The sequence below is a fragment of the Natrinema soli genome (assembly GCF_028618695.1).
Map to the genome: position 1 here is coordinate 1 of NZ_JAQIVI010000769.1, position 3,301 is coordinate 3,301.

Genomic DNA, 3,301 nt, shown 5'->3' on the forward strand with positions numbered 1-3,301 from the left:
AACGGACCGACGCTGCTCGAGGTCCAGGTCCACCGACGCATGGGCCACTTCATGGGCGACGCGGAGGGCTACCGCCCCGACGAGGACAAGGAGGCGGCCGAGCAGCGGGACTCGATCGAGCGACTGGCGAGCGAGCTTCGGGCCCACGACGTATCCGACGAGACGATCGACGACCTTCGCTCGAGCGCCCGCGAGCGCGTCGAGGAGGCGATCGAGTGGGCGAAGGACCAGCCCGAACCCGAGCCGGACGCGGCCTACGAGGACGTGTTCGTGAACCCGCCGTCGGGCGTGACCGAGAGCGAGCCGTCCGTCGCGGAGACCGGAGGTGACGACTGATGGCACAAGAGGAACCGGAACGACAGGGACGGCAGACGGATCGATCGCTTACGATGAGCCGGGCGATGGTCGAGGCGATCGCCCACGAGATGCGCGACGACGACGAGGTCTTCTACATGGGCGAGGACGTCGCGGACTACGGCGGAATCTTCGACAGCACCGAGGGCCTGCTCGAGGAGTTCGGCCACGACCGCATCATGGACGTCCCCATCAGCGAGACGGCCTACATCGGCGCCGCCGTCGGGGCGGCGCAGGCGGGGATGCGGCCGATTGCGGAGCTCATGTTCGTCGACTTCTTCGGCGTCGGCATGGATCAGATCTACAACCAGCTGGCCAAGAACACCTATATGAGTGGCGGGAACGTGAGCGTCCCGATGGTGCTGACCGCCGCCGTCGGCGGGACGTACAACGACGCCGCCCAGCACTCTCAGACGCTCTACGGAACGTTCGCTCATCTACCGGGAATGAAGGTCGTCGTGCCGTCGACCGCCTACGACGCGAAGGGGCTGATGCACAACGCCATTCGCGACGACGACCCGGTCGTCTACCTGTTCCACAAGCGGCTGATGGGGATCGGCTGGCTTCCCGCACCGGACGGCCCGAAGACCGGCGTTCCCGAAGACGAATATACGATCCCGTTCGGCAGCGCCGACGTCAAACGCGAGGGGGCTGACGCGACCGTCGTCACGCTCGGACTGCACGTCCACCGCGCGCTCGAGGCCGCCGAATCGCTCGCCGACGACGGGATCGACGTCGAGGTCGTCGACCTCCGAACGCTCGTTCCCCTCGACACCGAGACCGTCCGTGAATCAGTGGCCAAGACCGGCCATCTGGTCGTCGTCGACGAGGACTACCAGTCCTACGGCGTCACTGGTGAGATTATCGCGCGCGTGGCCGAAAGTGGTCTCGACGACCTCGAGGCCGTCGAGCGAGTCGCCGTTCCCGACGTCCCGATCCCGTACGCGCGGCCGATGGAGAACGAGGTCGTTCCCGACGCGGACGACATCACGAACGCGATTCGAACCGTTCGATCGAACGAATGAGCGCGAACGACGAGCGCGTCGCCGTCGATACGGCCGACGTCTGGCCCGACGATGCGGACGAGGACGAGGGAGTCGTCATCAACTGGTTCCTGAGCGACGGAAGTCGCGTCGAGGAAGGCGACCCCCTCTGTGAATATCAGGTCGAAAAGGTGAGCGTCGACGTCCCCGCACCGGTGACGGGCACGCTCGACGAGATCGTCCTCGAGGAAGACGACGAGTTCGAGCGGGGCGACGTCCTCGCCTGGATCCGCCCGGAGTAGCGGCGTCCGGCCCCTCGAACGCGCACGACGGAACGCCCCTCACATCTATGCCACCCACAGAGACGGAGTCCGACCGGAGCGAGGATCAGTCGACGGAGACCGACGGCGGGTCGGATCGTCCCGTCCGCGAAGCGCGATCGCTCTCTCGAGTGGGTCCGCTACCGAACACGGTCTCGAGCGGTATCGCTACTCACTCGAGCGCCGCGTCTATGTCCGCGACGGCGGCCTCGTGGGCTTCGTGCGCCCGATCCAGATCCATCGGGTCCGAGATCATGCTGAAGAAGCCGTGGATCATGTCGTCGTAGTTGTGGTACTCGACGGGGACGCCGGCGTCCGCGAGCCGATCGGCGTACTTCGCACCGACGTCGCGCAGCGGATCGAAGCCGGCGGTGATGATCGTCGCCGGCGGGAGTTCCGAGAGATCGTTCGCGCGGAGCGGCAGCGCGTAGACGTTTCCGAGGTCGATCTCGCTTTCGTAGAGGTGGCCGCGGAACCACTCCATGTCGTCTTCCGTGAGGAAGTAGCCCTCCTTGTTCTCCTCGTAGGCCGCAGTCACGGTCGCGTCGCCGACGCTGGGATAGAGCAACAGCTGATACGCGATCTCGGGGCCGCCCCGATCTCGGGCGAGCAGCGACAGTCCCGCCGCGAGGCCGCCGCCGGCGCTGTCGCCACCGACGACGATCTTCTCCGGATCCGCGTTCAGTTCGTCGGCTTCCGCAGCCGCCCACTCGAGCGCGGCGTAACAGTCCTGTAACCCCTCGGGGAAGGGGTGATCCGGCGCGAGCCCGTAGTCGACGCTGACGACGGGATAGCCGGTGTCGTCGGCCAGCTTTCGACAGACGCCGTCGTGGGTATCGATGCTGCCGACGACCCACCCGCCCCCGTGGAAGTACAGGAGTAGCGGCCGGTTCTCGCCCTCGGTGCCGGGATCGTAGCTCCGGACCGAGAGATCGCCGTGTGGCCCGTCGATAGTGTGGTCCTCGACGGACGGGAGGTCGATGTCGGGCTCCTCCACGACGCGCATCTCCTCGAACATCCGTCGAGCCTCCTCGGGCGTGATCTCGCTGAACTCCGGCGTGTCGAGCGATTCGTAGAGTTCGAGAAACGCCTGCACGTCCGGATGCGGCTCGTCTGCACTGGATGGTGTCATGAGGGAATACACACGCTGGCAGCTATAAAAATATATATGTACTGGCATTTTCCGCTCGTTCCCTTCCAGCGTCCCGTTCCACACCGCTTATTTCGGTTCGGCGCGCTCTCTGGAGCAATGGCGAATCAGGAGCTCATCGACGCCCTTCGCGCGGCCGAGGCCGTCCAGTTCGGCGAGTTCGAACTCTCCCACGGCGGCACCAGCGAGTACTACGTCGACAAGTACCTCTTCGAGACCGACCCGGACTGCCTCGAGGTAGTCGCCGGGGCCTTCGCGGACCGACTCGAGACCGACGACAAACTCGGCGGCGTCGCGCTGGGCGGGGTACCACTTGCCGCCGCAACGAGCGTCGCGGCCGGCGTCCCCTACGTCATCGCGCGCAAGCAGCGCAAGGAGTACGGCACGGGGAACCTGATCGAGGGCCGCCGCGTGGAGGGCGAGGAGGTCGTCATCGTCGAGGACATCGTGACGACGGGAACGAGCCTCGTCGAGGCCGTCGAGGCGCTCCGGGA

At 66.2% G+C, this 3,301-nt stretch carries 5 protein-coding genes; 4 read left to right on the forward strand and 1 reads right to left on the reverse strand.

The window, feature by feature from the left end:
- The 3 genes from PGX04_RS31975 to PGX04_RS31985 form a co-directional block, all read left to right on the forward strand.
- Positions 1-336 (forward strand): thiamine pyrophosphate-dependent enzyme (locus tag PGX04_RS31975; protein ID WP_273742158.1); only part of this gene is annotated, 336 nt, incomplete at its 5' end.
- On the forward strand, positions 336-1,379 hold the full coding sequence (locus PGX04_RS31980) for an alpha-ketoacid dehydrogenase subunit beta (RefSeq protein ID WP_273742159.1): 1,044 nt from the start codon (positions 336-338) through the stop codon (positions 1,377-1,379). The genes PGX04_RS31975 and PGX04_RS31980, both read left to right, overlap by 1 nt.
- Complete coding sequence (locus PGX04_RS31985; RefSeq protein ID WP_273742160.1) at positions 1,376-1,639, forward strand: lipoyl domain-containing protein; 264 nt, start codon at positions 1,376-1,378, stop codon at positions 1,637-1,639. Before PGX04_RS31980 ends, PGX04_RS31985 begins: the two co-directional genes overlap by 4 nt.
- 190 nt (positions 1,640-1,829) lie before the next feature.
- Here the strand turns inward: PGX04_RS31985 and PGX04_RS31990 are convergent, their stop codons facing one another.
- A complete protein-coding gene (locus tag PGX04_RS31990; RefSeq protein ID WP_273742161.1) occupies positions 1,830-2,789 on the reverse strand; it encodes an alpha/beta hydrolase in 960 nt (319 codons plus the stop codon).
- A 117-nt stretch (positions 2,790-2,906) separates the two neighbouring features.
- Here PGX04_RS31990 and pyrE point away from each other — a divergent pair.
- A partial coding sequence (gene pyrE, locus PGX04_RS31995; protein ID WP_273742162.1) for an orotate phosphoribosyltransferase occupies positions 2,907-3,301 on the forward strand: 395 nt, incomplete at its 3' end.